The sequence below is a fragment of the Micromonospora sp. WMMD1128 genome (assembly GCF_027497235.1).
Lineage (GTDB): Bacteria > Actinomycetota > Actinomycetes > Mycobacteriales > Micromonosporaceae > Micromonospora.
Window position 1 is genome coordinate 5,069,180 of record NZ_CP114902.1, and the last position, 23,517, is coordinate 5,092,696.

A 23,517-nucleotide genomic window follows, 5' to 3' on the forward strand; every position below is an offset into this window, starting at 1 on the left:
GGGACCGGTCCGTCCGGCGGCTGCTGGCGGGGGTGCTGGCGAGCGCGACCGAGCGGGCCGGTGCGGAGCCGGCGGGACGGGCCGTCGGTGGAGGCGTTCCTCGCGCCGGGCGTGCCGGCCGGTTGACCTTCCGTCGCCGCGAGCGGAGCACGGTCCGCGCTGACGCGACTCATTGACGATCACCGAATCGTGTAGGCATAATCGCATCGGAGCCGGGCTGGCCCACAGGCCGTACGACATGGTGCGTTCAGAGCCGACGAGAGCTGCCGGCCGGCGCATCGTGTCCACCGACACGACATCGCTGCCAGCGCGTCGCCGAGGTCGCCCGCCGCCCTTTCCACCGGCGCGCCTCGACGGGACACGGCGCGGACCGACTCCGGGCAACTCGATCCGCACGGCGCCGAGCAGCACCTCGACCGCCAGCGGAGACGACACCGATGAGATCCTTCCCACCCGGACGAACGACTGCCGCGACCGACTCGACCAGCCCGACCCGACCCGTGCGACGAACGGCGGCCGCGGTCGCCACCACCGCCGCGCTCCTGACCGCGGTGGCGTCCGGCCTGGCCGTCACCGCCGCGCCCTCGATGGCCGCCGCGTGCACCGGCTACGTGGCGCTGACCTTCGACGACGGGCCCACCCCCGGCAACACCACCACGCTGATCAACACCCTCAAGGCCGCCGGGGTACGGGCGACCTTCTTCAACGTCGGCCAGAACGCGCAGGGTAACCAGGCGCTGGTCCGGGCCCAGCGGGACGCCGGGATGTGGATCGGCAACCACAGCTGGACGCACCCCCACATGACCCAGCTCAGCCAGGCGCAGATGACCTCGGAGATCTCCCAGACCCAGCAGGTGATCCAGCAGGCCACCGGCACGGCGCCCAAGCTGTTCCGGCCGCCGTACCTGGAGTCGAACGGGACGCTGCGGGCGGTCGAGGCCCAGTTCGGGCTGACCGAGATCAACGCCGATGTGGACTCCCAGGACTGGAACAACGCCAGCACCGACCAGATCGTGCAGAACGCCCGGCGGCTCCAGGCCGGCCAGTCCATCCTCATGCACGACTGGCCGGCCAACACCATCGCGGCCATCCCGCGCATCGTCAGCGACCTCGCCGGCCGTGGCCTGTGCGCCGGCATGATCTCACCGGCCACCGGACGAGCGGTCGCCCCGGACGGCGGCACGCCCACCACCGCACCCCCCACCACGGCACCGCCCACCACCGCACCCCCGACCACCGCGCCGCCCACCACCGCACCGCCCACCACCCCGCCGCCGGACCCCTCGGGACCCTGCACCGCCACCTACCGGCTCGTCAGCAGTTGGACCGGCGGTTTCCAGGGCGAGGTGACCGTGAGCAGCACGACGGCCATCACCGGCTGGACGGTCCGGATGACCCTGGCCGGCGGGCAGAGCATCAACAACGTGTGGAACGGCGTGGCCACCGGCGCCAGCGGCTCGGTAAGCGTGCGCAACGCCCCCTACAACGGCACCCTCAACGCCGGCGGGTCGACGAGCTTCGGCTTCCTCGGCAACGGCAACAGCTCACCGGCGCCGAGCGACATCACCTGCGCCGGCGCGTAACGCCACCGCCGTCCCATCGTCCGGAGGACCACAGATGCCACGCACCCGTACCCGACTGCGGTTGGCGGTGGCGGTGTGCACCACCGCCGCCGTCGCCGCGACCGGCGCACTCACCACCGCCGTCTCCGCGCAGGCCGCCGCCGGCTGTCGGGTCACCTACACGGTGACCAGTCAGTGGCCCGGAGGCTTCGGCGCGAACGTCGACGTCACCAACCTCGGCGATCCGCTCACCGGTTGGCGGTTGACGTGGTCGTTCACCGCCGGGCAGGTGGTCGGGCAGTCGTGGAACGGCACGGTGACCCAGTCCGGCGGCCGGGTCACCGTCACCAACGCCGGTTGGAACGGCAACCTCGGCACCGGGGCCGGCACGCAGTTCGGCTTCAGCGGCTCGTGGAACAACACGTCGAACCCGGTGCCGACGGACTTCGCGCTCAACGGCGTCACGTGCACTGGACGCCCGACCCCCACCACTTCGTTCACCAGCACCCCACCCACCAGCGCTCCGCCCACCAGCGCTCCGCCCACCAGCTCTCCGCCCACCACCGCCCCGCCGCCGGCCTCCGGCGCGCTGGCGCAGACGAGCACCGTCGGGCGGGTCAGGGCGGCCGGAACCAGCGTCCAGTACACCTGGCCCGGCATCTACTTCGAGGGACGGTTCCGCGGCACCGGCGTCGGGATCGTCCTCAACGACAGCCAGAACGACTACGCCGTGCAGATCGACGGCACGACCGTCGCCACCCTGGTCACCCCCGGGCAGACCACCTACTGGGTCCGGAACCTCGCCGACGCCGACCACACCGTACGACTTGTCAAACGGACGGAGAGCCCGTGGGCCGCGGGCGAGTTCGGCGGTCTCGTCGCCGCCCCCGGCGGCGCGATCCTGGCCAAGCCGGCCGCCCGCAGCCGACAGATCGAGTTCATCGGTGACTCGTGGACCGCCGGCTACGGCAACATGTCGACGACCCGCGACTGCTCCGCCAACGGCGGGGTCACCCGAAACTCCAACGCCGACCTCACCTTCGGCGCCCTCACCGCGCAGAGCCTGAACGCCGACTACCAGCTCATCGCCTGGTCCGGCCTGGGCATGGTGCGCAACTACAACGGCGGAGGCACGGACAACTTCCGCACCCACTACGAGACCGACCTGCAGGCGCTCTGGAACAGCACGACGTGGCAGAACCCGGGCACCTGGAAGCCGCAACTTGTCGTCGTCGGCCTGGGCATCAACGACTTCTCCACCGCCCTCAACGCCGGTGAGCGGTGGACCACCCTCGACCAGCTCGCCGCCGACTTCCGCACCGCGTACCTGGGCTTCCTGGACAAACTGCGGGCCCGGTACGGCCCCGACACGTACATCGTGCTCACCTACCCGGACCTGTCCAACACGCCGCTCGCCTCCTCGATCCAGCAGATCGTCCGGGCCCGCGCCGACCAGGGCGACGCCCGGGTCCGCTCGCTCTACTACGACGACAACGCCCTGGGCCTGGACAAGCTGGGCTGCGACTGGCACCCCTCCCGGCGCGACGACCAGCTCCTCGCCGGGGCGCTCACCCGGTTCATCGGCACCCTGCCGCTGACCTGGTAGCTCGGCACACGCCGAGACCACCACCGACACCGAGGTCGGGCCCGACCACCTCGGGCCGGCTCGGCCCGAGCCAGCCCGTACCACCACCAACAGCCAGGAGGACGAGACATGACGCACGATCAGAAGCAGCCGGTGAGCGGTGAGCGGAGGCTGCTGCGCCGCCGAACCGTCCTGGCGACGATGGGCGCCGTGCCGGTCGCGGCGGTCGCGGCGGTCGTGGGGGCCACGGAAGCCTCGGCGGCGGCGGCGAACATCAATCCGTCGGCAACGCGGCAGACGATCCGAGGCTTCGGCGCGATGGCCCACGCGGCCTGGATCGGCGACCTGACGGCCGCCCAACGGGACACGGCGTTCGGCGTCGGCGAGGGCCGTCTGGGCTTCTCCATGTTGCGTATTCCGGTCGGCGAGAACCAGTCGGACTGGAGCCGTGACCTGGCGACGGCGAAGCGGGCGGTGGAACTCGGCGCGACGGTCTTCGCGTCGCCGTGGAATCCCCCCGCCAGCATGATCGAGACCTTCACCCGCGGCAGCCAGACCAACGCGAAGCGCCTCCGGTACAGCTCGTACGCCGCCTACGCCCAACACCTGAACGACTTCACCGCGTACATGCGCAACAACGGGGTGAACCTGTACAGCATCTCGGTGCAGAACGAGCCCGACTACGCGTACGACTGGACGTGGTGGACATCCGCCGAGATGGTGCGGTTCCTGCGGGAGAACGCCGGCTCGATCAGCACCAGGGTCATGGCGCCCGAGTCCTTCCAGTACGTCAAGTCCATGTCGGACCCGATTCTCAACGACTCCGCGGCGCTCGCCAACGTGGACATCATCGGGGCGCACCTCTACGGCACCTCGTACTCGAACTTCCCCTATCCCCTCTTCAAGCAGAAGGGCGCGGGCAAGGACCTCTGGATGACCGAGGTCTACTACCCCAACAGCAACGCGAACTCGGGGGACGCCTGGCCGGAGGCGCTCGACGTGGGCGAGCACATCCACCATGCCATGGTGGACGCCGAGTTCCAGGCATACGTCTGGTGGTACCTCCGGCGCAGCTACGGCCCGATGCGGGAGGACGGTCAGATCAGCAAGCGCGGTGCGATGATGACGCACTTCGCCAGGTTCGTCCGCCCCGGGTACGTGCGGATCGACGCGACGGCGAACCCGACGTCGAACGTCTTCGTCTCGGCGTACCGGAATGACAACACCGTCGTCATCGTCGCCGTCAACAAGAACACCTCGTCGGTGAGCCAGCAGTTCACCCTGTCGAACACCAACGCGTCCGGCAGTGTCTCGAACTGGCTGACCGACGGGAGCCGGAACGTCGCGCCCCAGAGCGCGCTCACCATGTCCAACGGCTCCCTCACCGTCACGCTCCCCGCGCGGAGCGTGATGACGTTCGTGACCAGCATCAGCGGCGGCACCTCGTCGCCCAGCCCGACAGTCACCCCCACCGCATCGCCCACGCCCACCACCTCGCCCACCACCTCGCCCACCCCCGGTGGCGGCACCGGACCCCGCGTCGCCTACACGATGAACACCTGGAACTCCGGCTTCACGAGCAGTATCAGCATCACCAACACCGGCACCTCGACGATCAACGGCTGGACGCTGGTCTTCACCCTGCCCTCCGGCCAGGCCATCACCTCGGGCTGGAACGCCACCTACTCGCCCTCCAGCGGGCAGGTGAGCGCCCGCAACGTCAGCTACAACGGCACGATCGCGCCCGGGGCCACCGTCGACATCGGTTTCCAGGGCACGCACACCGGCAACACCGCCGAGCCGACCGCGTTCACCCTCAACGGCATCCCCTGCACGGTGGCCTGACGGGCGGCAACCCCGGCTCCGGCCGGAGGTTAGGAAGGGCCCCCTCCTATCGCTTCATGTATAGGAGGGGGCCCTTCCTAACCGTTCTGTTACGCGTGCAGCGGTGAGACGCTCAGCGGTGGCGCTGGGGCAGGACGAGCAGCGTCACGGAGTTCGCCGGGTACGTCGCGCGGACGCCGCCGCGGGTCACCCGCAGGTCCTCGCCGCGGACGATCGAGGTGAGGTCGGCCGGACCGTAGGTGAACCGCTGGGCCTTACCACTGCCGTGGAGTCCGGCCAGCGCCAGCCGTGACGTCAGGTCCTCGCCCGTCTTGTTGACCACCATGACGGTGAGTGCCTTGTCGGACGAGCGTTGCGCGGCGTACACCGCGAGCTTCCCCTGGTCGCTGCTGACCGCCGACACGCTCACGTTCCCGAACCTGCTGCCGGCGCCGTCGTAGTTCCGGTACATCCGGAACGCGTACGCGCCGGGGTCGGTCGGTTTCGGCTCGCCCCAGATGGTGGCCAGGTCCAGACCCTCGCGCCCGAAGATGCCGAGCACGTCGGCCTGCGCGAGCGCGCCGTTGATGTCGTCGAGCGCGCCCCAGTTGTATTCGGTGATGGCGACCTTCGTGCCGGGGTAGTACTGCGCCACCCACGCCTTCATCTGGCGAATGAACTGCAACGGCGGCGCGTTCACCCCGCCGGCGCCGATCCACGACTCGTCCTGGTACGTCGGATCCCACAGCGACCTGGTGGAACGCAGCCGCAGCGCGTTGGAATCCGGGTCCTTACCCCCGCTGATCTGCGGATAGTAGTGCTGATCGAAGTAGTCGAGGAAGCGCTTCCCGCCGTGGGCGTCGCTGAACTCCCTCATGTTCTTCAGATACCACTGGGACAGGTTGAGCCCGCCGTGCGCCGCCGCGTCCGCGCCCGGCGCGCACCCGTCCACGCCGGACGCCACCCACTCGCAGTAGCCCCAACCGGACGGGCCGAGCACCTTCGCGCGCGGGTCGGCGGCCTTGATGGCCGCGGCGGTCGCCGTGCCCTTGCCGCCCAGCTCGTCGTAGCTCACCGGATCGGGATGCACGTCGCGGTGGGTGGAGTTCCACAGCACCGGCTCGTTGTCGAGTTCGTAGATCGACACGCCGCCACGTGCCGCCGGGCCGAACTGGTCCACGAGATGCGACACCATCTCCCCGGCGAACGACGCGTCCGCCGGGATCGAGGTGTCCGAGGGGACCGCGCCGACCAGGTTCGCGTCGGCGTGCCGGCCGTTGCCGCAGTTGGGGTCCCACTGGTCGAACGAGTCCTGCTCGGGAAAGCGGGTGGCCGGGAAGCCGCAGGCGAACGGGTGCGACGAGGGCGAGTCCTTCGCCACCCAGCCGATCAACGGCACGGTGACCACCTGCTTCGTCCGGCTGTCGCGGTTGCGCTGGACGAACGCCTCGACCGTGTTGTCCGGCCCGGCCACGATGTTCTCGAAATACCAGTCGCTGCCGGTGTTGTAGGTGTGATTCTTGAAGTTGTAGCGGCTGCTCGAATTGCCGCCCCAGCGGGCCACGGGCGTGCCGAGTTCGGCGACGAGCGCGGGATCACCGCCGTTCATGCCGTAGATGTCGGGGCTGATCGCGTGCCGGGCGGCGGAAACGTCCACCGCCAGGGTGAGGCCGGTGTCGGCCGCCGCCGGACCGGCGACGGCCTGGGTGGTCAACAACCCCGCCACCAGACTTCCGGCCACACCGATCACCGTGGTCGGACGTGGTTTGCGCCGTCGTTGCGTACCCATCAGAAACTCCCGCCGTCGATCGACCCAGGACGGGCCGAACCCGCATATACATTACTGCTCGTCAATATTTAGTCAACTCAGTGGCATTGAAGGGAATGACTGCCCTCATCGATCATTCGCGGAGAGTTGGGCGGGCCCAGCCGAGGAAGCGGTCGAAGACATGGCCGGCGCCGCCGTGCCGGAGCCGGTGCAGATCGTCGACCGCGTCGTGCAGGCAGCCGGCCAGGTAGATGAGAACCCTCACCGTGCCCCGACCGGGGATCACGCTCGGATGCGAGCGTTGACGGTCAGATCAAAGGGTGCGCGGCCTCGGCTGGACCGCGTCCGCCCCGGGCGGCCTGGCATATCCGGACCGCCGAGTCACCAGCCCGCTCACGCGGCGGCCAACCCCAGGGCCAACTGTTCCAGCCCTCGCGAGCCGACCTCCAACGCCCGACGGTGGAAGGCCCGCCGGTCGCCGGGGAACGAGGATCGGCCCGCCAACCACACCCGCTCACCGACCTTGTACGTCAGCGCCTGCCCTGGCCGGCCCAGATAACGCGCGAGTTCTCCCGACGCGTACGGCCCCTGATGGCATCTGTCCCGCAGCAGTCGTAGCGCCGCCTCCGGCGTCCACCGTGCGCCGTCGCCGGACGGCATCGGCAGCCGCAGGTGCAGGCCGACGTCGAGCACCACCCGGGCCGCCCGCAGCAACTGCATGAGGAGGTGCCCGAGGCGGGCGCCCGGCTGTTCGTAGTAGCCGATCTCGTCCATGAACCGTTCGGCGTACAGTGCCCAGCCCTCCCGGCAGCCGGAGAGCCCACCGAGCAGGTTCAGCTCCGGCCCGAGCCCGCCCTGGTACGCCTCGTGGCCCATCTGGAGGTGATGACCGGGCACCCCCTCGTGATAGGCGGTGCTGTAGGCAGACCAGGTGGGAAAACTCTCCCGGCCCTCGGGCAGGAACCACCAGACCCGACCGGGGCGCGTCAGGTCACGCGACGGCCCGGTGTAGGAGGTGCCGGCCGACCCGGTGACCCGGGACTCGATACGCCGCAACGGCGCGGGGATGTCGAAGTGCACGCCGTCCAACTGCTCGGTGGTGGCCTCCAACAGCTCCTGCAACCACGCGCCGAACGCGGCCCGACCGGGCAACACACCCACTGCGTCGGGCCGGTCGAGTCGCTCGATCACCTCGGGCACGCTCCCGCCGAGAACCTTCGCCTCGGCGACCAGCTCCGCCTCGATCCTGGTGAACTCGTCCCAACCCCACTCGTGCAGCTCGCGGAGATCCGGTTCGTCGGCGAGGAACGTCCGCACCCAGAGGGCGTACCGCTCCGGCCCGAACGCCTCGTCGTCGCGCGCCCGCGCCCCCAGGTCCGCGGTCAGCGTCGCGCCCAGTTTCCGGTACGCGTCCCGCGCGCCCTTCGCGGCTGCCCGCAACGACGCCCGTTGGGTGCCCCCGCCGTACCGCTCCACCAGCGCGGCGTCCTCGTCCGTCCAGGCGCGACAGCGCTGCGCCACGAGTTCCACCTGACGCCGGGTCGGCAGGTGGCCGCGCTCGGCGGCGAGCAGGAGACTGCCCGCGTACCCCTCCAGGGTCGCGGGGATGGCGGCGAGACGGGCGCCCACCCGCGCCCAGCCCTCCTCGTAGGCCGCGCCATCGACGTCCCGTCCGGGCACCCCGGCCTCGACGGCCTGGCGGATGAGCGAGAGCGGGCCGGTGGCTGCCACGTGCAACTCGCGCAGGTCTTCCCCGGCATCGTGGAAATCGACACGGGCACGCAGCCGTTCGGCGAGATGAGCACGCAACGGACTGCGCCCGGGAATGCTTTCCAATTCGCGCAGGGCGGAGACCGCAAGGTCGGCGCGGGCCTGATGCCCGTCGGGGCTGTAGTCGGTGAGCCCATCGACGTCCTGCTCGCCGACCTCGACCACGGCCACGCACGGGTCGAGGCGGGCCAGGTCGCGCAGCAGCCGACCGGCGAATTCCTCGATCACGAAGCGATGCTACGCCTGGCCGGACCCGACCAGGGGGTACGCGAAAAAGGCCCCGGCGGGCACGGAGGTGCCGATCGGGGCCTTGCTCGTTGGTGCGCCGCCAGGGACTCGAACCCCGAACCCGCGGATTAAGAGTCCGCTGCTCTGCCAGTTGAGCTAGCGGCGCTCGCTGACAACGGGAAGAACCTTAGCATGCCCGCTGAACGGGGTTCCAATCCGATACCGGGCTCACCCCTTCGGTCGAGCTTAACCGGCAAAAAGACACAAAATACCCTCACATGGCGGTCCGGGGAGCGGCTTTGGAGCGTCGATGGGGCACGATGTCCGCCAGGCACGCTACGACAGGGGTGGGCATGGGTAGGTTCGCGCGGGCCGGGGCGATGGTGGGTGCCCTGGCTCTCACGGCGACGCTGACACTGACCGGGTGCGGCGGCGACGAGGAGAAGCCGGCGTTCGTGCCCGGCCAGCAGCAGGTCGGTGACGTCTCGTCCACCGCGCCGGATCCGAGCGCCTCGCCGAGCACGTCCGACTCCGCGCCGGCGCTGGCGCTCTCGGTGAGTCCGGCCGACGGGGCGACCGGCCGGCCGGCCAGCACCGAGATCAGCGCCAAGATCCCGGGCGGCGGCACGGTGTCGAAGGTCGTGCTCACCACCGCCGACGGCAAGGCCGTCAAGGGGCGGATGCGACGCGACGGCTCCAGCTGGGTGCCGTCCGCCCCGCTGAAGTACGCGACGAAGTACACCGCCACGGTCACCGGCACCGATCCCGGCGGCGCGACCCACCAGGACACCAGCACGTTCACCACGATGGCCAAGCCCAAGTCGATGATCGGCTCCGGGCTCTACCTGTTCAGCGGCAAGACGTACGGGGTGGCCATGCCCGTGGTCGCCGAGTTCTCCCCCGGCATCCCGAAGAAGGACCGGGCCGCGGTGCAGAAGCGGATGTTCGTGCAGACCGACCCGCCGCAGCCCGGCGCCTGGCACTGGCTCGGCAACGGCACGCAGGCCTACTACCGCGCCCCGGAATACTGGAAGACGGGCACCACGCTGACGGTCCGGCTGGCGCTGGCCGGGATCCCGCTGAGCAACGGCCGCTACGGCAATCTGGACCGCAGCGCCACCGCGAAGATCGGTCGCGCGTTCGAGATGACGGTGGACAACGCGACCAAGCGGATGACCGTCAAGGAGAACGGCGCGGTGATCCGCACGCTGCCGGTGAGCCTGGGCAAGAAGAGCACCCCCTCCTCCAGCGGCACGATGGTGGTGATGGAGAAGAAGGAGTCCACCGTCTTCGACACCCGCGACGAGCCGGACCCGAACAACCAGTACGTCACGAAGATCGACTTCGCCCAGCGGATCACCTGGGGCGGCGAGTACATCCACGCGGCGCCCTGGTCCGAGGGCGTGCAGGGGCGCCGGAACGTCTCGCACGGCTGCGTCAACGTGTCGATGGCCGAGGGCCGCTGGCTGTTCGGGCGGACGATGGTCGGCGACCCGATCACGGTCAAGGGCACCGAGCGGCGGCTGGCGCCGGGCAACGGCTGGACGGCGTGGAGCATGACCTGGAAGGAGTTCGTCGCCGGCAGCGCCCTGCCGGTGCCGGAGGGCGGTCAGGGCTCGCCGTTCTGATGCGGCGTAACGTGGTCTGACGCGCTGCCTCGGGCAGCGGTCGGGACACGTCCCCGCAACGAAGCGCCGGACGACAACAGAATCGTTACATCGTCGTCGGGGTGTTCCGCTTCACTCCCGGCAACGGGCGGCCGGTCCGGCGCGTCTGACCAGACGATGGGGATCGGCAACACACTTGTGAGGAAGACATGCGAGCTGGCCAGGACGAACTGATCCGGGACGGGAGCGCCCGTCGCGGCGGGCGCCGCGCACTCGCCGCCGCGGTGCTCGTCGCCGCCATGGCGCTGACCTCCGCCTGCACCGGCGGCGGCGACAAGTCGTCGAGCTGGCAGGGCGGTGGCGACGGTGGTGAGAAGGCCCCGAAGGCGGCGGCCACCATCAGCGAGCCGGCCGCCGACGCCAAGGACGTGCCGGCCACCACCGCGATCACGTTCACCACCACGGAGGCGCAGCAGACCGCCGTCGAGCTGAAGGACGCCGCCGGCAAGGCGGTCGAGGGCGAGATGACCGCGGACGGGAAGAGCTGGCAGCCGACCGCCGCCCTGGCCTACGCCGAGACCTACACGGCGACCGTGACCGCCACCGGCGACGACGGCAAGCCGGCCACCGCAACCAGCACGTTCACCACCATGGCGAAGCCGTCCAAGCAGGTCCGGGTGAGCAGCTTCCTCGGCGACAACCAGGTCGTCGGCGTGGGCATGCCGCTGATCGTCAAGTTCGGTCGGGCCATCCCGGAGGACTACCGCGACGACCTCCAGCGCCGGATGACGGTGACCGCGAAGCCGGCCCAGGAGGGCATCTGGCACTGGATCAGCCCGACCGAGGTGCACTACCGGCCGAAGACCTTCTGGAAGGCCAACAGCACCGTCTCCTACACGGTGCGGGCGGGTGGGCTGCCGCTCGGCGACGGCTGGTACGGCCGCTCCGACCTGACCGTCGACATCAAGATCGGCCCGTCGTTCGTGATGACCGTGGACAACGCGACCAAGCGGATGACCGTCACCAAGGACGGCAAGAAGGTCAAGACGATCCTGGTGAGCCTCGGCAAGAAGAGCACCCCGTCGTCGAGCGGCACCATGGTGGTGATCGAGAAGCTGCGGCACACGGTCTTCGACACGATGGAGGAGCTGGGCCCGGAGGAGGGCTACCGCACCGAGATCGACTACGCCCAGCGGCTCACCTGGGGCGGCGAGTTCATCCACGCGGCTCCCTGGTCGGAGGGCGTGCAGGGCAAGACGAACGTGTCGCACGGCTGCGTCAACGTCTCGATGAAGGACGGCAACTGGCTGTTCAGCAACACCCGGCTGGGTGACCCGATCACGGTCAAGGGCACCGAGCGCAAGCTGAAGAACGGCAACGGCTGGACGGACTGGAACATGTCCTGGGATGCGTACGTGAAGGGCAGCGCCCTGCCGTACGAGCCGGCGGACGCGACGCCGAGCGCCGAGCCGACCGCCTGACGTCCCCTACCAGTCCCCTACGACGAAGCCCCCTCCGGTCGGAGGGGGCTTCGTTCTCTGGGGTGACTGATGGGAATTGAACCCACGACAACCGGGACCACAACCCGGTGCTCTGCCAACTGAGCTACAGCCACCATGCTCGCCGCTCCGGTCGACCCGGGCGGTGCGCGGACCAATAATAGCCATATCCCGGCCGGGCCCGTCCACCGGGTTCCGGGCCGGGGGTCAGAGCTGCGCGGCGATCCCCTTGGCGGTCTCCACGTCCGGCCCGGGCAGCGGCACGAACAGGGTCCGGCGGTAGTACTCCAACTCCCGGATGCTCTCCCGGATGTCGGCGAGCGCCCGGTGAGCCAGGCCCTTCTGCGGCTGGCCGAAGTACACCCGCGGGTACCACCGCCGGCACAGCTCCTTGATGGAGGAGACGTCGATCATCCGGTAGTGCAGGTGGGCGTCGAGCCGGGTCATGTCGCGGGCCAGGAAACCCCGGTCGGTGGCGATCGAGTTGCCGCACAGCGGCGCGGTGCGCGGATCCTTCACGTGGCTGGTGACATAGTCGAGCACCATGTCCTCGGCCTCGGCCAGGGTGACCGTGGAGCGGCGCACCTCCTCGGTCAGGCCCGACTTGGCGTGCATGGTGCGCACGATCTCCGGCATGCCGTCGAGCGCCGCGTCGTCGGCGTGGATCACCACGTCCACGCCGTCCCCGAGCACGTTCAGGTCGGGGTCGGTGACGAGCGCGGCGACCTCGATCAGGGCGTCCCGGCGCAGGTCCAGCCCGGTCATCTCACAATCGATCCAGACGAGAAGATCAGCCACCGGAACAGACTACGCGCCGCCGACCCGCCCGCGCCTCGGCCCGGTGGACCGGGTGGACCGCTAGGGTTTCCCCGTGCCAGCCGAATCCGTCGCCCCACCCGCCGTCAGCCAGGACGACGCGGGCGGTCGTACGGCCCGGCGGGTGGTCACGGTGCTGGCGCTCGCCGCGTTGCTGCCGGCGCTCTATCTGCCCGCGCTGCGACACGACTACTACGACCTGAAGATCTACATGCGGGCGATGGACTGGTGGGCGGCCGGTCACCCGCTCTACGACTACGTCCAGCCGGACCGGGTGCAGGGCGCGCTCTACTTCACCTATCCGCCGTTCGCGGCGCTGTTGCTGGCGCCGTTCGCGCACCTGCGGCTGGGGGTCGCCATCGCCGCCTTCGTGCTGCCGACGCTTGCCGGCGTGGTGGTGACCACCCGTTGGCTGGTGCTGCCGGTGCTGCGGCGGCACGGCCTGCCGGTCGGGTTCGGGCTGACGGTCGCGGTGCTGCTGGTGCTGGCGGTGGAGAGCACCCGGGAGACGATCACGCTCGGGCAGATCAACATGCTGCTGGTGGTGCTGATCCTGGCGGACCTGCTGTTCGCCGTACCGCAGGGGCGTCGCTGGGCCGGGGTGGGCGTGGGGTTGGCGGCGGCGCTCAAGCTCTTCCCGGGGATTTTTGTGCTCTATCTGCTGGCGACCCGGCGCTGGCGGGCGGCGGTGGTGGCGACGGTGACCGCGGCGGCGGCCACGCTGCTGGCGGCGGCGGTCGCGCCGGGCGACTCGTGGCGGTTCTGGACCCACGAGCTGTGGGCCACCGACCGGGTGGGCCGCACCGACTACACCGGCAACCAGTCGCTGTTCGGCCTGCTCAGCCGCATCACCGCGCCGGCGGAGCCGGGCCGGTTGCCGTGGCTGCTGCTGGTGTTGCTCGTCGCCGGGTTCGGCCTGTGGCGGGCGGCACGCGCGGCGCAGGCCGGGGACGCGCTTGCCGGCCTGACCCTGACCGGCCTGGTGGGTGGGCTGATCTCGCCGATCACCTGGACGCACCACCTGTACTGGTTCATCCCGGCGGTGGTGGTGCTCGTGGACGCGGCGCTTGACGCCGGCCGGGGAACGAGACGGCGTCGTGGCCTGTTCGCGCTGGCCGTGGGCACGGGCGTGGTGATCGTGTACGGGGTGGTGACGTTCCAGGACTGGGGCACCGGGACGGTGCACACCGATGATCCGGTCGACTTCGTCGTCCGCAACGCGTACGTGCTGTTGAGTCTGCTGTTGCTGGTCGTGCTGCCGGCCCGCCGACGCGCTGAGAAGGTCGTTGACCGTACAGACCTCGTGAAAGATGACGTTCGAGGGTAATATTGCCCCAACTACACCGAATCCCCCGGTGACGGTGGCCCTCCGCGTCGGCAGCGCGGAGGGCCCGCCGTTTCCGGGGTTGCGCCGACGACGGCCAGGTGCCGTTCCCGCGCGGACCGGGGACCCGGCTGCCGGCCCAGCTCGGGCAGCGAGGTGATCCCGAGCCGTCCGGCCAGCACCGGCACCTGCTCCGGCTCGACCACGAAGACCACCTCACGCGGCCGGTGCGGGCGCAGCAGCAGGGCCACGGCGAGGACCGTCAACAGCGTCCCGCCGGCCAGCAGCGCCCACACCACACCGGAGAACCAGCCGCCCCGCAGCTCGCCGCGCAGCGCCAGTTCCAGCCCGCCGACACGGGCGGCGAAGCCGTCGGCCGGATCGGCGTGCCGGGCGACGTGCCGGAGCCCGACGCCCGCCAGAAGTGCCGGAATTCCCGCGGCCAGCAGCAGCGCGCCGGCGATCGTGCGCACGAAACGCATTCGTGTCGTCCCTCTCGGTAGCCGAACCACCCGGCCGACCTTACCGAGGCCGATCGCCTGATCGCCGGACATCCACCGCACCCGGCCCACCGAACGCGACCGGCCCGACGGAAGGGATCCGCCGGGCCGGTCGCGAGGGTCGCGCTCAGGACTTCGCGGCCGACTCCCGCCGGGTACGGGCGAACGCCAGACCGCCGAGGACCAGGCCGGCCAGACCGGCGACCAGACCGGCCACCCCGAACGCGGTGCCCGCACCGGAGTCGCCGTCGTCGTCATCGTCGTCATCGGCGGCGGCAGCGGTGGCCGGCGCGCTCGCGCCCGCCGACGCGGGCGCCGCCGCGGCGAGCGCGAGCACCGGAGCCGGGTTCTCCGGCTCCTCCGCGCCCGGCGCGGGCTCCTCGATCCACCGCGAGACATTGCCGTCGGAGTAGGTCTGGAGCACCTTGAACACCATGGTGTCGACCTGCGGCAGCGGCCCCATCGACACCGGGAACTCCTGGAACTCGCCCGGCTTCACCCCGCCGTTGGCCGCCGCCGTGTAGGTGAGCTTGGAGACCGCCTCGGTGAGCTGGCTGCCGTGCACCTCGACCGGCGGGTCGACCTTGCGCTTCTCCACCGCCACCGTCCAGCCCGGCACCGGCATGGTGGAGACCGAGCCCACCGGGGCGTTGTCCGGCAGGGTCACCTCGACCTTGACGGTCGACGCCGTGTCACTCTCGTTCGGCACCCGGAAGGCGAACCGGCCGTAGCCGCCCTGCGTACCCTCCTTGGGGTTGATCGTGACATGCGCGGAGGCCGGCCCGGCCAGGCCGAGCACGGCCGCGGCGGCGGCGAGAGTCAGCGCGGCGGCGGTCGCGGGGCGCCGGAGACGGATCATCAGATGGGACCTTCCGTTACTTGATCGGCACGGTGGCGGTCACCGTGGCCTGGTCGATGTCGGACGTGCGGACGGTGAAGCGGAGCTGCCAGTCACCCCGGGCCGGCAGGCTGATCTCGCCGGTGGCGTGGTTGTCGCTCAGCGGCAGCAGCGGCACCGTGATCGGTTCGATCCCCGCCGACGGCAACGCGGCGGTGACCTTCCACTCCTGCACCGGCTGCGGCCGGTTGTCGGTGGTGTAGGCGTAGAGGTGAATCGAGTTGTTGCCGGTCTCGGCCGGGTCCACCTCCACCTGGAGCGAATAGAGCGGGCTGCTCAGCGTGGTGGAGAAGTAGCCGGCCGGCGCGCCCGCCACATCGGCGGACGCGGTGCGCGCCGGGGTGGTCTGCACGAGCGTGGCCGACACCCCCAGCACCACCGCGGTGATCACCAGCTCGGCCACCACGGCGCGTCGCATCGCACCCGGCCGGCCGGCGGCGACCCGCCGCCGCACCAGCGCCCGGGAGTACGCGGCCACGCCGATCACCAGCGCGAACAGCACGATCTTGGCGAGCAGCAGCCGCCCGTACGTGGTGTCGACGAGCGCCTTCGGGCTGGCCACCTCGATCAGGCCCTGCACGGTGCCGGCGAGCAGCAGCGCGGCCACCGCCAGCGCGGCCCAGCGGGACCAGATCGGCAGGATCGCGCCCAGCTCCCGCTCGTCGGCCCGGGGCAGCAGGAAGGCCGCCAACATCACCAGGCCGCCGAGCCACACCGCCATGCCGCCCAGGTGGATGGCGTCCACCACCACGGAGACCGCGGGCGCCGGCGAGGCGGCCGGGTGGCCGGCGAGCGGCCAGGTGAACAGCGTCGCCCCGCCCAGGACGGCCAGGATGATCCCGTCGGTGCGGCCGACCGGCCCGGCGAACAGCGGGCGGAGCAGGAACGCCGCCGCGGCGAGCAGACCCAGCCGGACCAGGTGGGTGGTGCCGTAGGCGCTGCCGAGCACGTCGCCGAGGCCGGCGGAGGTGACGTCGAACAGCCCACCGCCGTTGGTGTAGGGCACCTGGAGCAACAGCTCGGCGACGGTGGCGACCGCCAACACGCCGAGCCCGGCCCAGGCCAGCCGCGCCGGCCCGCGCCGGGACAACCGGCGCGGCCAGAGCGCGGCCAGCACCAGGGCCGGACCGAACAGCAGCAGCAACCCGACGTAGCCGACGTACTTCGCCACCTTGACCGCGTTCTCGACCACCGGGTTGGCCCGGTTGTCCGAGCCGGTGTCGGTCGGCGGCTCCGACGGCGCCCCGACCGAGTAGGTGAACGCGCCGGACACCGGGTGGCTGTCAGCCGAGATCACCCGGTAGCTCACGAGGTAGGTGCCGCGCCCGCCGGACGGGTCCACCGGAATGGTGACCTCCGCGCCCTGGAACGTCGGCTCGCCCCGGTCGGCCCGGGAACCGTCCGGGGCGATCACCCGCACCTTGTCGGGCACCTTGCGGACGCTCTCGCTGAAGGTGATCACCACCTGGGCGGGCGCCTCGGGCACCACGGCGGACGCGGCCGGACTGCTGCTCACCAGCACCGCGTGGGCGCTGGCCGGGCCGGCCGGGACGAGCAGCAGGGTGGTCAGGAGGAGCAGCAGCCCGGCGACGGTCCCGGAGCGGGCGGCGAGCACCCCGGGCGGGCGGCGTACGGCAGCAGTCATGACCGCCATGGTTCCCGAACGGTGCCGTTTCCGGCGAGCCGACCTCCGCCGGAAATTGCGGATGCCCGATCGGCGCGGCGCCGCGCGCCACGCCGAACCTGGTCGGAGGTCATACGGGGGTGGTCGGCCGGCGGGCGGAAAAAGTTCCCGGCGTGTGCCGGAACACGGAATGGGCCGAAGGACCCTGTGTCACACAGGTACGCCGCGTAACCTCGTCTGTCGTGATCCCCGCCCCGCGCGACACCGCCACCGACCGCCCCCGCGCGGGGTCCGCGGCTGCGCGGGAGGCGGCCACCACCTGGGCGTTGGCCGCCCGGGACGGCGACCCGGACGCCCAGGCCGCCTTCGTCCGGGCCACCCAGGCCGAGGTCTGGCGCTTCGCCGCCGCCCTGGTCGACCCGGACACTGCCGACGACCTGACCCAGGAGACCTACCTGCGGGCGTTCCGGGCGCTGCCCGGCTTCGAGGGCCGCTCCACCGCCCGCACCTGGCTGCTCGGCATCGCCCGCCGGGCCTGCGCGGACCACCTGCGTACGGTGGTGCGCCGCCGCCGGCTCGACGAGCGGCTCGCCGCCCAGGCCGCCACCGACCGGCCACACCCGGACCCGGCGGGGCAGCTCGGCGCCACCGACCTGGTCCGCCGGCTGCCCGCCGAACGACGCTCCGCGTTCGTGCTCACCCAACTGCTCGGCCTGTCCTACGCCGAGGCGGCCGACGTGGAGGGGGTGCCGGTGGGCACCATCCGCTCCCGGGTCGCCCGGGCCCGCGACGAACTCGTCGACGCCGTCGGCGACACGCTCGCCGGATAGCGGGAACCATCCGTGGCGCTCGGACGACGAATGACTGTGACCCCCTCCACCACCCGGGCCGGGCGCTGGCCGGCCCTGCGCCCCTGGCTGGGCTTCGCGGCCCGCCTCGGGCTGGCCGCCGTCTGGCTGGTCGCCGGCGCCACGAAGGTCGGTGACCTGGCCGCCTCCGGCCGGGCCGTGAACGCCTACCAGGTGATGCCGTACGACGTGGCCACGGTGATCGGGGCGGCGCTGCCGTTCGTGGAGCTGGCCCTGGGCCTGCTCCTGCTCGCCGGGCTGGCCACCCGGGTCAGCGCCGGCGTCTCCGCGGTGCTGCTCGTGGTCTTCGTCACCGGCATCGCCTCCGCCTGGGCCCGCGGCCTGGCCATCGACTGCGGGTGCTTCGGCAGCGGCGGTCAACTCGGCGCCGGCCAGGCGCCGAGCTACCTCCCGGAGATCCTCCGGGACCTGGGGTTCCTGGCACTGGCCGGGTTCCTGCTGATCTGGCCCCGCACCCCGTTCTCGGTGGACGGTTGGCTGGCGGGCGAAACCGTGGAGGACGACGATGAGCAGCCGTAAGGGACGCCGGGACGCCGCTCGGGTGGTGCGCGAGCAGATCGCCCGGGAGAAGCGGCGCAAGCGGACGCTCTGGACCACGATCGCCGCGGTGCTTGTGCTCGTCATCGCCGGCGGCATCGGCTGGGCCGTCTACTCCGCCCAGAAGTCGGACGACTTCACCGCCCCGCCCGGCGCCAACGACGCCGGCACCGGCATCGTCGAGGGCAGCGGCCCGGTCACCATCGACCTGTACGAGGACTACCAGTGCCCGGTCTGCAAGCAGTTCCAGCAGGTCAACGGTGAGACGATCAACCAGCTCGTCAGCGAGGGCAAGGCGAAGGTGGTGTTCCACCCGGTCGCCTTCCTGAACCGCTTCTCCACCACCGAATACTCCACCCGCTCGTCGGCCGCCTCCGGCTGCGCCGCCGAGGGCGGCAAGTTCCGCGAGTTCACCGACCAGCTCTTCGCCCGGCAGCCGGCGGAGGGCAGCGCCGGGCTCAGCAACGACGAGCTGATCGACATCGGCGCGGGCGTCGGGCTGAACCGGGACGACTTCGGCTCCTGTGTGCGGGACGGCACCTACACGTCGTGGACCGGGCACGTCACCGACGAGGCGAGCAGGTCCGGCGTGACCGGCACCCCGACCATCAAGGTCAACGGCACCGAGGTCCAGGACAAGAGCCCGGACGGGATCAAGGCGGCCGTGGCGGCGGCCGGTAAGTGATCCGGGCACCGCTGCGCCGGGCCGGGCTGGTCGCCGCCGCCGCGGCCACCGCCCTGCTGGCGCTCGCCGCGCCGGCCGCCGCGCACGGTGCGGACGCCCCCGACGGCACCGACTACCGGGCCGCGGTCACCGGCGTCGCCCCGCACCGGGCCGGGCTCACCGCCCGGATGGTGGAGGCCGGCGCGCGGCTGGAACTGACCAACCGCACCGGCGCCGACGTCACCGTGCTCGGCTACTCCGGCGAGCCCTACCTGCGGATCGGCCCCGGCGGGGTGTACGAGAACAGCCACTCCCCCGCCACCTGGCTGAACCGCACCATCGCCGGGGACACCACACTGCCGGCCGAGGCCGACCCGGCCGCCGCGCCGGCCTGGCGACGGATCGACGACGGGCCGACCTACCGCTGGCACGACCAGCGCACGCTCTGGCGCGGCGACGGGCCGCCCGCCGCCGTCGCCGCCGACCCCGGCCGCGAGCAGCGGGTCCGCGACTGGACGGTGCCGCTGCGCGTCGGCGACACCCCGACCGAGGTACGCGGCACGCTGGACTGGGTGCCGCCGCCCGACCCGTACCCGTGGTGGGTCGCCGTCACCCTCGGTTTCCTGGTGCTCGGCGCGGCCGGGGTGGTGCCCGGCGGCACGGCCGCCGGGGTCCGCGCGTTGCGCGCGGTGGGCGGACTGCTCGCCGTGGGCGGCGCGGCTGCCGTGGCGCTCACCGTCGCCCGGGCGCTCGACAGCGGCGCCCCCGGCACCGGCGGCGTGCTCACCGACCTGGTCACCGGCCAGGTGTGGACGCTGCTCACCGGCCTCGGCGCGCTCGCCGCCGGCGGGTACGCGCTGGCCCGCCGGCCGGCCGCCGACTTCGCGCTGGCGCTCGCCGGCGCGTGCCTGGCCCTGTTCGCCGGGATCGCGAACCTCGCCGTGCTGTCCCGGTCGGTGCCCCCGGCAGCCGGCCCACCGGCCCTGGTCCGCGTGCTCGTCGCCGTGGCCCTGGCCACCGGCGCCGGCGCGCTGGCCGCCGGCCTGCTCCGCCTGCGCACCGCCGCCCGGGCCGCGCGCGCGACCCGGCCCTTCGCTCAGGCCGGCCGGGGCGCGAAGCCGTAGGGCAGCTCCAGGCGGTGCGCGGCCAGCACCGCCTCGTCGGCGAGCAGCTCGGCGGTGGGCGCGTCGGCGACGATCCGGCCGCCGTCCAGGATCACCGCGCGGGGGCACAGCTCCGCCGCGTACGGCAGGTCGTGGGTGACCATCAGCAGCGTCACCGGCAGCGCGCGCAGCACCTCCGCCAACTCCCGCCGGGCGGCCGGGTCGAGATTCGACGACGGCTCGTCGAGCACCAGGATCTCCGGCCGCATGGCCAGCACGGTCGCCACCGCCACCCGGCGCCGCTGCCCGAACGACAGGTGGTGCGGCGCCCGGTCCCGGTGCTCGGCCATCCCCACCGCGGCGAGCGCCTCGTCGACCCGGGCGGACAGCTCCGCCCCCCGCAGCCCCAGGTTGGCCGGGCCGAACGCGACGTCCTCCGCCACCGTGGGCAGGAAGAGCTGGTCGTCCGGGTCCTGGAAGACGATGCCGACCCGGCGGCGCACCTCGGCGAGCGTGCCCCGGTCGGGGGTCACCGTCAGGCCGCCGACCTCGATCGTGCCCTCGGTCGGCGTGAGGATGCCGTTGAGGTGCAGCACCAGTGTGGTCTTGCCGGCGCCGTTCGGCCCGAGCAGCGCCACCCGGTCGCCGCGCGGCACGGTCAGGTCCACGCCGTGCAGGGCGAGGTGACCGTCCGGGTACGCGTACCTGACGCCACGGACGTCCAGGGAGGGCGGCTGCTGCACGTACCCGATCATTGCAGGACGAGCGCGGCGGCGGCGATGGAGGCCGCGATCACCGGGACCGTCGCGGCGACCGCCCACTGCCCGGCGGTGGCCGCGCCCGCCCCCTGCCACACCGCCGGCATCCGGCCGGTGTAGCCCCGGGAGACCATCGCCAGGTAGACCCGCTCGCCGCGCTCGAACGCGCGCAGGAACAGCGCGCCGACGCCGGCCGCGAAGCCGCGCAGTTGCCAGAGGAAACGCGGGTCGTCGCCCCGGGACACCCGGGCCACCCGCATCCGCCGGGCCTCCCCGACCAGCACCTCCAGGTAGCGCAGCATGAACGTGGCGATCTGGGTGAGGATCTGCGGGCACCGCAGCCGGTCCAGGCCGAGGATCAGGTCACGGGTCGTCGTGGTCGCCGCCAGCAGGAGCGACGCGAGTACGCCGAGCGTGCCCTTGGCCAGGATGTTGAACGCGCCGTGCAACCCGTCGACGGAGAGGCTCAGCCCGGCCACCTCGACCCGCTCCCCGGCACCGAGGACCGGCAGCGCGAACGCGAACAGCACGAACGGCAGCTCGATCAACGCCCGGCCGAGCAGCCAGCGCGGGCCGACCCGGGCCAGCGCGGCCACGGCGACGACGAGCAGCGCGTAACCGCCGAACGCCCAGTGGGCCTCCCGCGGGGTGGCGACCACCGCCACGGTGAACAGCACCATGGCGGTGATCTTCACCTCCGGCGGGAGGCGGTGCACCGGCGAGCCGGACTCGCGGTAGAGCACGTGCCCGTGCCCGGCGCCCATTCGTCGGCCCCCGGCTCAGCGGTCGCCGGTGGACCGGGACGCGCTCGTCCCGGCCGCCGAACCGGCCGCGGCGTCCACCGGGCCGGTCCCGCCGTCGCCCGCCGGGCCGGTCCCGGTGGCGCCCGCCGGGCCGGTCCCGGTGGCGCTCGCGGGGGCGCGGCGGCGGGCCAGCCAGAACAGGCCGCCGCCGAGCGCGAACGTGAGCAGCACGCCGAGCACCCCGGACAGGCCGGTGGAGAGGAAGTCGTTGCCGATCCCGCGTACGCCGTAGTCGGCCAGCGGGCTGTCCGCCAGCTCGTGGTCCCGGGCCTGCTGGGCCGGGCAACTCCCGCCGGTGATCTCGTCGTCGGCGTTCACCGTGCAGCCCTTGAGCAGGGACGAGTCCAACCCGTCCGGGTGCGACGAGGCGTAGTTGCTGACCACGCCGGCCAGCACCAGGGCGACAAGCAGGCCACCGAGGAGGAACGGCCAGGAACGCTTGCTCATCGGGCACCTCCGGCGACCGGTACGGCGGACACCGGCGCGGCCGGCTTCTTCAGGGCGCGCAGCGCGTACACCAGGTCGGGGCGGACCTTCGCGACGGTGACCACGGTGGTCGCGGTGATCAGGCCCTCGCCGATGCCGATCAGCAGGTGGGCGACGGCCATGGTGCCGGCCAGCCCGCCGAGGTTGCTGCCGAGGTCGGTGGTGCCGCCCAGCCAGTATTCGAGCACGAAGCCCTGGGATGCGACCACGACGCTGACGAGCGCGGAGACGAACGCGGTGACCGCCAGGCCGGCGGGGGTCCGGGGCAGCACCCGCAGCAGCAGCGCGATCAGCAGGTAGGCGGCGGCGGTGCCGAGGATCGCCATGTTGGTGATGTTCAGGCCGAGCATCGCGACCCCACCGTCGCCGAAGACCAGGGCCTGCACCACGAGCACCACGGCCACGCAGAGCGCGCCCACCCAGGGCCCCACCAGCAGCGCCGCGAGCGCGCCACCGAGCAGGTGACCACTGACCCCGGCGGTGAAGATCGGGAAGTTGAGCATCTGCACCGCGAAGATGAACGCGGCCACCAGGCCGGCCATCGGCGCGAGCCGGTCGTCGAGGTCGGCCCGGCCACGCAGCACGCAGAACGTGAGCGCGGCGAGCGCGAGGGCCGCGAAGATCGCGGCCACGGGACCGTCGATGATCCCGTTGGAGATGTGCATCGCCAGGGTTTCCACGGAGGCGAGCCTATTTCCCGTCGGGTGTTGTTGCCAATACCTTGCAACAAGGCATGGGAATGATCACCGTCGGCCGCGCGTCGCCGCCGGCCACCGCCGGAGGCGCGGCGGTATCGTCACCGCCATGACCGACCGTCTCAGCCCCGGCGACGCCGCCCCCGAGTTCACCCTCCCCACCGACGACGGCGGGACACTCTCCCTGGCCGACCTGCGCGGCCGTAAGGTCATCCTGTACGCGTACCCGGCCGCCATGACGCCCGGCTGCACGAAGCAGGCATGCGACTTCCGGGACTCGCTCGCCTCGCTCCAGGCCGCCGGCTACGAGGTGGTGGGCATCTCGCCGGACAAGCCCGCGAAGCTGGCGAAGTTCCGCGACCGGGACGCGATCACGTTCCCGCTCGTCGCCGACGAGGACCGGGCGGTGCTGACCGCGTACGGCGCGTACGGCGAGAAGCAGTCGTACGGCCGCACCGTCACCGGCGTGATCCGCTCCACGTTCGTGATCGACCCCGACGGCAAGATCGAGCGGGCGCTCTACAACGTCAAGGCCACCGGCCACGTCGCCAAGCTGCGCCGCGACCTCGGGCTCGACTGATCCTGTCGGGGGCTGCC

21 protein-coding genes, 2 tRNA genes and 1 pseudogene are annotated in these 23,517 nt (G+C 72.0%); 11 read left to right on the forward strand and 13 right to left on the reverse strand.

Translation table 11 applies throughout. The features are described from left to right. The first annotated feature begins 500 nt into the window (after nucleotides 1-500). From O7602_RS22580 to O7602_RS22590, 3 genes are all read left to right on the forward strand, one after another. Nucleotides 501-1,583 carry a polysaccharide deacetylase family protein gene (locus tag O7602_RS22580; RefSeq protein ID WP_281584616.1) on the forward strand — a complete coding sequence of 361 codons (1,083 nt, stop codon included), beginning with the start codon at nucleotides 501-503 and terminating at the stop codon, nucleotides 1,581-1,583. Between the two features lie 34 nt (nucleotides 1,584-1,617). After that, nucleotides 1,618-3,168: a cellulose binding domain-containing protein gene (locus O7602_RS22585; RefSeq protein WP_281584617.1), complete on the forward strand. Its 1,551-nt coding sequence runs from the start codon at nucleotides 1,618-1,620 to the stop codon at nucleotides 3,166-3,168. Between the two features lie 108 nt (nucleotides 3,169-3,276). Continuing rightward, nucleotides 3,277-4,992 (forward strand): cellulose binding domain-containing protein, encoded by a 1,716-nt coding sequence (locus tag O7602_RS22590; protein ID WP_281584618.1) that lies wholly within the window; start codon nucleotides 3,277-3,279, stop codon nucleotides 4,990-4,992. A gap of 112 nt (nucleotides 4,993-5,104) precedes the next feature. On the opposite strand, the gene O7602_RS22595 is transcribed toward O7602_RS22590, so the two are convergent. From O7602_RS22595 to O7602_RS22610, 4 genes are all read right to left on the reverse strand, one after another. Next, nucleotides 5,105-6,760 (reverse strand): glycoside hydrolase family 44 protein, encoded by a 1,656-nt coding sequence (locus O7602_RS22595; protein WP_281584619.1) that lies wholly within the window; start codon nucleotides 6,758-6,760, stop codon nucleotides 5,105-5,107. A 112-nt stretch (nucleotides 6,761-6,872) separates the two neighbouring features. Next, complete coding sequence (locus O7602_RS22600; RefSeq protein ID WP_281590643.1) at nucleotides 6,873-7,025, reverse strand: hypothetical protein; 153 nt, start codon at nucleotides 7,023-7,025, stop codon at nucleotides 6,873-6,875. Nucleotides 7,026-7,132: 107 nt separating this feature from the next. Continuing rightward, nucleotides 7,133-8,737 carry a DUF885 domain-containing protein gene (locus O7602_RS22605; protein ID WP_281584620.1) on the reverse strand — a complete coding sequence of 535 codons (1,605 nt, stop codon included), beginning with the start codon at nucleotides 8,735-8,737 and terminating at the stop codon, nucleotides 7,133-7,135. Between the two features lie 90 nt (nucleotides 8,738-8,827). Next, nucleotides 8,828-8,903 (reverse strand) — tRNA-Lys (locus tag O7602_RS22610). 187 nt (nucleotides 8,904-9,090) lie between these two features. On the opposite strand from O7602_RS22610, the gene O7602_RS22615 reads away from it, so the two are divergent. Together O7602_RS22615 and O7602_RS22620 are read left to right on the forward strand one after the other, a co-directional pair. Beyond that, nucleotides 9,091-10,365, forward strand: a complete 1,275-nt coding sequence (locus O7602_RS22615; RefSeq protein ID WP_281584621.1) for an Ig-like domain-containing protein — start codon at nucleotides 9,091-9,093, stop codon at nucleotides 10,363-10,365. Nucleotides 10,366-10,553: 188 nt separating this feature from the next. Beyond that, nucleotides 10,554-11,825 (forward strand): Ig-like domain-containing protein, encoded by a 1,272-nt coding sequence (locus O7602_RS22620; protein ID WP_281584622.1) that lies wholly within the window; start codon nucleotides 10,554-10,556, stop codon nucleotides 11,823-11,825. A gap of 58 nt (nucleotides 11,826-11,883) precedes the next feature. Here the strand turns inward: O7602_RS22620 and O7602_RS22625 are convergent. Then, nucleotides 11,884-11,959 (reverse strand) — tRNA-His (locus O7602_RS22625). A gap of 91 nt (nucleotides 11,960-12,050) precedes the next feature. Next, the gene (gene orn / locus O7602_RS22630) at nucleotides 12,051-12,608 is read right to left on the reverse strand and encodes an oligoribonuclease (RefSeq protein WP_245716419.1); all 558 of its coding nucleotides are present in this window, start codon (nucleotides 12,606-12,608) and stop codon (nucleotides 12,051-12,053) included. 106 nt (nucleotides 12,609-12,714) lie between these two features. Between orn and O7602_RS22635 the strand changes: the two genes are divergently transcribed. Further along, nucleotides 12,715-13,986 carry a glycosyltransferase family 87 protein gene (locus O7602_RS22635; RefSeq protein ID WP_281584623.1) on the forward strand — a complete coding sequence of 424 codons (1,272 nt, stop codon included), beginning with the start codon at nucleotides 12,715-12,717 and terminating at the stop codon, nucleotides 13,984-13,986. 134 nt (nucleotides 13,987-14,120) lie between these two features. Here O7602_RS22635 and O7602_RS22640 read toward each other — a convergent pair. From O7602_RS22640 to O7602_RS22650, 3 genes and pseudogenes are all read right to left on the reverse strand, one after another. Further along, a pseudogene (locus O7602_RS22640) lies at nucleotides 14,121-14,465 on the reverse strand (hypothetical protein); the annotation flags it as partial. A gap of 145 nt (nucleotides 14,466-14,610) precedes the next feature. Continuing rightward, nucleotides 14,611-15,342, reverse strand: a complete 732-nt coding sequence (locus O7602_RS22645; RefSeq protein WP_281584624.1) for a YcnI family protein — start codon at nucleotides 15,340-15,342, stop codon at nucleotides 14,611-14,613. A gap of 16 nt (nucleotides 15,343-15,358) precedes the next feature. After that, nucleotides 15,359-17,035, reverse strand: coding sequence for a copper resistance protein CopC (locus tag O7602_RS22650; RefSeq protein ID WP_281584625.1), 1,677 nt, complete (start codon nucleotides 17,033-17,035; stop codon nucleotides 15,359-15,361). Between the two features lie 212 nt (nucleotides 17,036-17,247). Between O7602_RS22650 and O7602_RS22655 the strand changes: the two genes are divergently transcribed. The 4 genes from O7602_RS22655 to O7602_RS22670 are packed head-to-tail and all read left to right on the forward strand — an operon-like array spanning nucleotide 17,248 to nucleotide 20,199. Next, nucleotides 17,248-17,835, forward strand: a complete 588-nt coding sequence (locus tag O7602_RS22655) for a sigma-70 family RNA polymerase sigma factor (protein WP_281584626.1) — start codon at nucleotides 17,248-17,250, stop codon at nucleotides 17,833-17,835. 30 nt (nucleotides 17,836-17,865) lie between these two features. Beyond that, nucleotides 17,866-18,393: a MauE/DoxX family redox-associated membrane protein gene (locus tag O7602_RS22660; RefSeq protein ID WP_281584627.1), complete on the forward strand. Its 528-nt coding sequence runs from the start codon at nucleotides 17,866-17,868 to the stop codon at nucleotides 18,391-18,393. Continuing rightward, complete coding sequence (locus O7602_RS22665) at nucleotides 18,380-19,096, forward strand: thioredoxin domain-containing protein (RefSeq protein ID WP_281584628.1); 717 nt, start codon at nucleotides 18,380-18,382, stop codon at nucleotides 19,094-19,096. Before O7602_RS22660 ends, O7602_RS22665 begins: the two co-directional genes overlap by 14 nt. Then, a complete protein-coding gene (locus tag O7602_RS22670) occupies nucleotides 19,093-20,199 on the forward strand; it encodes a hypothetical protein (RefSeq protein ID WP_281584629.1) in 1,107 nt (368 codons plus the stop codon). The genes O7602_RS22665 and O7602_RS22670 overlap by 4 nt, the downstream gene beginning before the upstream one ends. On the opposite strand, the gene O7602_RS22675 is transcribed toward O7602_RS22670, so the two are convergent. Genes O7602_RS22675 through O7602_RS22690 form a run of 4 tightly spaced genes read right to left on the reverse strand, consistent with a single transcriptional unit; the run spans nucleotide 20,172 to nucleotide 22,905 of the window. Next, the gene (locus tag O7602_RS22675) at nucleotides 20,172-20,933 is read right to left on the reverse strand and encodes an ABC transporter ATP-binding protein (RefSeq protein WP_281584630.1); all 762 of its coding nucleotides are present in this window, start codon (nucleotides 20,931-20,933) and stop codon (nucleotides 20,172-20,174) included. The genes O7602_RS22670 and O7602_RS22675 overlap by 28 nt on opposite strands. Further along, nucleotides 20,930-21,700, reverse strand: a complete 771-nt coding sequence (gene cbiQ, locus O7602_RS22680; protein ID WP_281584631.1) for a cobalt ECF transporter T component CbiQ — start codon at nucleotides 21,698-21,700, stop codon at nucleotides 20,930-20,932. The genes O7602_RS22675 and cbiQ overlap by 4 nt, the downstream gene beginning before the upstream one ends. A 15-nt stretch (nucleotides 21,701-21,715) precedes the next feature. Further along, nucleotides 21,716-22,186, reverse strand: coding sequence for a PDGLE domain-containing protein (locus O7602_RS22685; RefSeq protein ID WP_281584632.1), 471 nt, complete (start codon nucleotides 22,184-22,186; stop codon nucleotides 21,716-21,718). Next, on the reverse strand, nucleotides 22,183-22,905 hold the full coding sequence (locus O7602_RS22690; RefSeq protein ID WP_281584633.1) for an energy-coupling factor ABC transporter permease: 723 nt from the start codon (nucleotides 22,903-22,905) through the stop codon (nucleotides 22,183-22,185). Before O7602_RS22690 ends, O7602_RS22685 begins: the two co-directional genes overlap by 4 nt. Nucleotides 22,906-23,029: 124 nt before the next feature. Between O7602_RS22690 and bcp the strand changes: the two genes are divergently transcribed. Further along, nucleotides 23,030-23,500, forward strand: coding sequence for a thioredoxin-dependent thiol peroxidase (bcp, locus tag O7602_RS22695; protein ID WP_281584634.1), 471 nt, complete (start codon nucleotides 23,030-23,032; stop codon nucleotides 23,498-23,500). Nucleotides 23,501-23,517 lie beyond the last annotated feature (17 nt).

Coding starts and splice junctions, on each gene's coding strand:
- O7602_RS22585 (WP_281584617.1), top strand. CDS start 1,618: ATGCCACGCACCCGTACCCGACTGCGGTTGGCGGTGGCGGTGTGCACC.
- O7602_RS22590 (WP_281584618.1), top strand. CDS start 3,277: ATGACGCACGATCAGAAGCAGCCGGTGAGCGGTGAGCGGAGGCTGCTG.
- O7602_RS22595 (WP_281584619.1), bottom strand. CDS start 6,760: ATGGGTACGCAACGACGGCGCAAACCACGTCCGACCACGGTGATCGGT.
- O7602_RS22615 (WP_281584621.1), top strand. CDS start 9,091: ATGGGTAGGTTCGCGCGGGCCGGGGCGATGGTGGGTGCCCTGGCTCTC.
- O7602_RS22620 (WP_281584622.1), top strand. CDS start 10,554: ATGCGAGCTGGCCAGGACGAACTGATCCGGGACGGGAGCGCCCGTCGC.
- orn (WP_245716419.1), bottom strand. CDS start 12,608: ATGACCGGGCTGGACCTGCGCCGGGACGCCCTGATCGAGGTCGCCGCG.
- O7602_RS22645 (WP_281584624.1), bottom strand. CDS start 15,342: ATGATCCGTCTCCGGCGCCCCGCGACCGCCGCCGCGCTGACTCTCGCC.
- O7602_RS22650 (WP_281584625.1), bottom strand. CDS start 17,035: ATGGCGGTCATGACTGCTGCCGTACGCCGCCCGCCCGGGGTGCTCGCC.
- O7602_RS22660 (WP_281584627.1), top strand. CDS start 17,866: ATGACTGTGACCCCCTCCACCACCCGGGCCGGGCGCTGGCCGGCCCTG.
- O7602_RS22665 (WP_281584628.1), top strand. CDS start 18,380: ATGAGCAGCCGTAAGGGACGCCGGGACGCCGCTCGGGTGGTGCGCGAG.
- O7602_RS22675 (WP_281584630.1), bottom strand. CDS start 20,933: ATGATCGGGTACGTGCAGCAGCCGCCCTCCCTGGACGTCCGTGGCGTC.
- cbiQ (WP_281584631.1), bottom strand. CDS start 21,700: ATGGGCGCCGGGCACGGGCACGTGCTCTACCGCGAGTCCGGCTCGCCG.
- O7602_RS22685 (WP_281584632.1), bottom strand. CDS start 22,186: ATGAGCAAGCGTTCCTGGCCGTTCCTCCTCGGTGGCCTGCTTGTCGCC.
- bcp (WP_281584634.1), top strand. CDS start 23,030: ATGACCGACCGTCTCAGCCCCGGCGACGCCGCCCCCGAGTTCACCCTC.